The sequence below is a fragment of the Leclercia sp. M50 genome (genome assembly GCF_037150775.1).
GTDB lineage: Bacteria > Pseudomonadota > Gammaproteobacteria > Enterobacterales > Enterobacteriaceae > Enterobacter.
Window position 1 is genome coordinate 1 of record NZ_JBBCPK010000179.1, and the last position, 4346, is coordinate 4346.

The 4346-nt window shown below is 59.3% G+C and carries 4 protein-coding genes and 1 other annotated feature; of the genes, 2 read left to right on the forward strand and 2 right to left on the reverse strand.

Annotated elements, in window-relative coordinates:
* Both trpD and WFM46_RS22975 read right to left on the reverse strand, forming a co-directional pair.
* Positions 1–1154: bifunctional anthranilate synthase glutamate amidotransferase component TrpG/anthranilate phosphoribosyltransferase TrpD (trpD, locus tag WFM46_RS22970; RefSeq protein ID WP_336998633.1), on the reverse strand; the 1154-nt coding region annotated here is incomplete at its 3' end.
* Positions 1154–2716 carry an anthranilate synthase component 1 gene (locus WFM46_RS22975; protein ID WP_336998634.1) on the reverse strand — a complete coding sequence of 521 codons (1563 nt, stop codon included), beginning with the start codon at positions 2714–2716 and terminating at the stop codon, positions 1154–1156. The genes trpD and WFM46_RS22975, both read right to left, overlap by 1 nt.
* Before the next feature lie 24 nt (positions 2717–2740).
* Positions 2741–2836: a sequence feature (Trp leader region), on the reverse strand.
* Positions 2837–2994: 158 nt separating this feature from the next.
* Here WFM46_RS22975 and rnm point away from each other — a divergent pair.
* Together rnm and WFM46_RS22985 are read left to right on the forward strand one after the other, a co-directional pair.
* A complete protein-coding gene (gene rnm / locus WFM46_RS22980; RefSeq protein ID WP_263950702.1) occupies positions 2995–3876 on the forward strand; it encodes an RNase RNM in 882 nt (293 codons plus the stop codon).
* A partial coding sequence (locus tag WFM46_RS22985; RefSeq protein WP_336998635.1) for an L-threonylcarbamoyladenylate synthase occupies positions 3873–4346 on the forward strand: 474 nt, incomplete at its 3' end. The genes rnm and WFM46_RS22985, both read left to right, overlap by 4 nt.

Sequence of the window (4346 nt, forward strand, 5' to 3'; positions counted from 1 at the left end):
GGGAGCGCCGGGTTGATCAGCGGTCCAAGCACATTAAACAGGGTGCGGGTCTTCAGCTGCTGACGCACCGGCATGGCATGGCGGAAGCCAGTGTGATACTTCGGTGCAAACAGGAAGCAGACGCCCAGTTCGTCCAGCGCATCGCGGGATTTCTCCGCATTCATGTCCAGATTAATCCCGAAGGCGGCCAGCAGATCCGACGAGCCGGAACGGCTGGAGACGCTGCGGTTGCCGTGCTTCGCCACCTTCAGCCCACAGGCGGCAGCGACAAAGGCGCTGGCGGTGGAGATGTTGATGCTGTTGCTGCCGTCACCGCCGGTACCGACGATATCCGCGAAGAGGTAGTCCGGGCGCGGGAACGGGGCGGCGTTTTCCAGCAGGGCGGTGGCGGCACCGGCAATCTCCTGCGGCTGTTCACCGCGCACTTTCATGCTCACCAGCGCCGCGGCCAGCTGCTCAGGCTTCAGCTCGCCGCGTACCACGGCGGAGAAGAGCTGGTGGCTCTCCTGCTGGCTCAGGGTCTGCGCCTGGTAGAGTTTTTCCAGAATCGGCTGCAGAGTGTTGGTCTGCTCCAGTTTCTGCAGCGCCCAGTTCAGGGTCTGCTCCAGCAGGCGCGCGCCCTGGGAGGTCAGAATGGATTCCGGATGGAACTGCATCCCGCAAACCCGGTCCGCGTCGTGACGCACCGCCATCACCATCCCATTGTAATGGGCATTAATAGTCAGGCCCGCCGGGATATTGCTGCCCACCAGCGAGTGATAACGCGCCACCGGCAGCGGGTTCATCAGCCCGGCAAACATCGCCTGGCCGTCGTGTTCAATGCTGGAGGCTTTCCCGTGCAGGATCTCACCGGCCTGGCCGACGTAGCCGCCATAAGCCTCTACAATCGCCTGATGGCCCAGGCAGATACCGATGATTGGCAGCTTGCCGCGCAGGCGGGTCAGCAGCTCCGGCATACAGCCTGCTTCGCTCGGCGCGCCAGGCCCCGGGGAGAGCATCAGCACCGGGTTTTGCATGGTGGCCAGACGGTCGATTAAGGTCTGGGCCGGGACATGGTTACGGTAAATCACCACGTTGTGACCGTTAGCACGCAGCTGATCCGCCAGGTTATAGGTAAAGGAGTCGATATTATCGAGCAGCAGAATGTCAGCCATCAGAAAATCTCCTGTGCGTGATGGGCAGTCGCAATGGCGCGCAGTACCGCGCGGGCCTTGTTACGGGTTTCGTCAGCTTCAGACTGCGGAACGGAGTCGAAAACGATGCCCGCGCCCGCCTGGACGGTGGCAATGTCTTCTTCAACGTAGGCGGAGCGGATCACGATACAGGTATCCAGATCGCCATGAGCGGTGAAGTAGCCCACCGCGCCGCCGTAGCTGCCGCGACGACGGCCTTCGGCCTCGGCAATCAGCTGCATGGCGCGGACTTTCGGCGCGCCGCTCAGGGTGCCCATGTTCATGCAGGCGCGGTAGGCGTGCAGCACGTCCAGATCCTGACGCAGCTCGCCCACCACGCGGGAGACCAGATGCATCACGAAAGAGTAACGGTCCACTTTGGTTAAGTCGGCGACGTAACGGCTGCCCGGGGTGCAGATGCGCGCCAGGTCATTACGGGCCAGGTCCACCAGCATCAGGTGCTCGGACATCTCTTTCTGGTCGGTGCGCATCTCCAGCTCAATGCGGCTGTCCAGATCGCGGTCCAGTGAGCCGTCGGCGCGACGACCGCGCGGACGGGTTCCGGCAATGGGATAGATTTCAATCTGGCGGCTGGTGGCGTCGTACTTCAGGGAGCTCTCCGGCGAGGCGCCGAACAGCGTAAAATCGTTATCCTGCATAAAGAACATGTAGGGGCTGGGGTTGCTTTTCTTCAGCACGTCGTAGGCCGCCAGCGGAGACGGGCAGGGCAGGGAGAAACGACGGGACGGCACCACCTGGAAGATCTCGCCTGCGCGAATGGCTTTCTGCATCTGGCGCACCACCACGCCATACTCGTCGTCCGTCTGGCTGACGTCGCAACGCATCTGCTCCACGCGCTGCACCGGCAGTTCCGGCGGGGCTTCATTCATCTGCTCCTGCAGCTGGGCGATGCGCTGCTCCAGGCGCTGCTTCTCCGCCAGTAACGGGGTAAACAGGCTGGCCTGAATGCGGGTGTATTTTTTCTGGTGGTCGATCACCAGTAAGGTTTCCGCCAGGTAGAAGCAGTAGTCCGGGCAGCGGTTGCCCTGCTCAAGCTCCGGCAGCTCTTCGAAACCGGCCACCAGGTCATAGGCAAACAGCCCGCCGAAGAACATCGCTTCGCGCTCGCTTTCCGGTACGTTCACCAGGTTTTGCAGCAGGCGGAAGGCATCAAACACCGACAGAGAACAGAGGCGGGCATCTTCATCCAGCAGCTGGCTCACCGGCGGGAAGTGCAGGATCCGCTGGTCCGGGCGATGTTCGTTCTCAATGCCCGCGGGCAGGACATCATCCAGCAGCGACAGCAGGGCCGCACCGTTTTCAGAAAGCGCCTTCAGGGTGACGGTATCGCCCAGGGCGGTGATGCGCAGGGCGCTGTCGACCAGCAGCAGGCTTTTCAGATCGTCTTTACTGTCGATATCCGCCGACTCCAGCAGCAGCGTGGCAGGACGGGCGCCACACACCTGATGGAACAGGGCTGTGGGATTGTGGCGATAGGCCGCCTCACGGGTCAGCAGTTCAAGGTTCGGTTTGGCTGTTTGCATTATGTTGTTCTCTTTATTCTGTTCATAAAAAAGCCCGCTCAGTGGCGGGCCAGGTATCTGTATGCATGACGCAGACGTACGACACTGCCCGACAATTCAGGAGGTGCGCCACCAGCTATGCAGAGAAAAATGTGCGGTCATTTCCAGATACCTCGTTGAGTGAACTTGCGTACTAGTTAACTAGTTCGATAGCTTATTGTCAACCCCCGATTTCAGAATTTCACCACATGCCGTTATGATGGCGGCGCAGATATTGACGAGCAGTGACGGGAGCCGCTTTGAGCGACACGAATTACGCAGTGATTTATGATTTACACAGCCATACCCAGGCCTCCGATGGCCTGCTTACGCCTGAAGAGCTTGTCCATCGTGCCCATGAGATGCGCGTGGGTACGCTGGCCATTACCGATCACGACACCACCGAGGCCATTGCGGCCGCGCGGGCGGAAATTGCCCGCAGCGGATTGCCCCTGACCTTAATCACCGGCGTGGAGATTTCCACCGTCTGGGAAAACCACGAGATCCATATCGTCGGGTTAAACATCGATATTGAGAACCCGACCCTCTGTGCGTTCCTGGATGAACAAAAGATGCGGCGTGTACAGCGGGCAGAGATGATCGCCGAACGTCTGGAGAAAGCGCATATTCCCGGCGCGTGGGAAGGGGCCCTGCGTCTGGCGAATGGCGGGGCGGTGACCCGCGCCCACTTTGCCCGTTTTCTGATTGAAGCCGGGAAAGCGAATAACATCGCGGATGTGTTTAAAAAATATCTCGCCCGCGGGAAAACCGGATACGTTCCTCCCCAGTGGTGTACAATAGAACAAGCTATTGATGTCATTCATCATTCTGGTGGTAAGGCGGTACTGGCCCATCCGGGGCGGTATAACCTTTCCGCCAAATGGCTGAAACGTCTGCTGGCTTACTTTGCCGAACACGGCGGAGAGGCGATGGAAGTCGCTCAGTGTCAGCAGGCACCCAACGAGCGCAGTCAGCTGGCTGAATATGCCCGCCAGTATGGACTCTTTGCCTCCCAGGGCTCTGATTTTCATCAGCCTTGTCCCTGGATAGAGCTGGGACGCAAGCTCTGGTTACCCGCCGGTGTCGAGCCGGTGTGGCACCTCTGGGAGCAGCCAACGCCAATTGAAGAGAGGGTAGTATGAGCCAATTTTTTTATATCCATCCTGACAATCCGCAGCCGCGTTTGATTAATCAGGCCGTGGAGATCGTGCGTAAGGGTGGCGTTATTGTCTATCCAACTGACTCAGGCTATGCGCTGGGCTGTAAGATCGAAGACAAAAACGCGATGGAGCGTATCTGCCGGATCCGCAACCTGCCTAACGGGCATAACTTTACCCTGATGTGCCGCGATCTCTCTGAGTTATCGACCTACTCCTACGTGGATAACGTGGCGTTTCGGTTGATCAAAAATAACACGCCGGGTAATTACACTTTTATCCTCAAGGGGACGAAAGAGGTGCCGCGCCGCCTGCTGCAGGAAAAACGTAAAACCATCGGGATGCGCGTGCCGTCAAACCCGATTGCTCAGGCGCTTCTCGAGACGCTGGGCGAGCCGATGCTCTCCACCTCGCTGATGTTACCGGGCAGCGACTTTACGGAATCCGATCCCGAT

Excerpts from the sequence above, each read along its gene's own strand:
- WFM46_RS22975 (WP_336998634.1), bottom strand. The coding sequence starts at position 2,716 with ATGCAAACAGCCAAACCGAACCTTGAACTGCTGACCCGTGAGGCGGCC.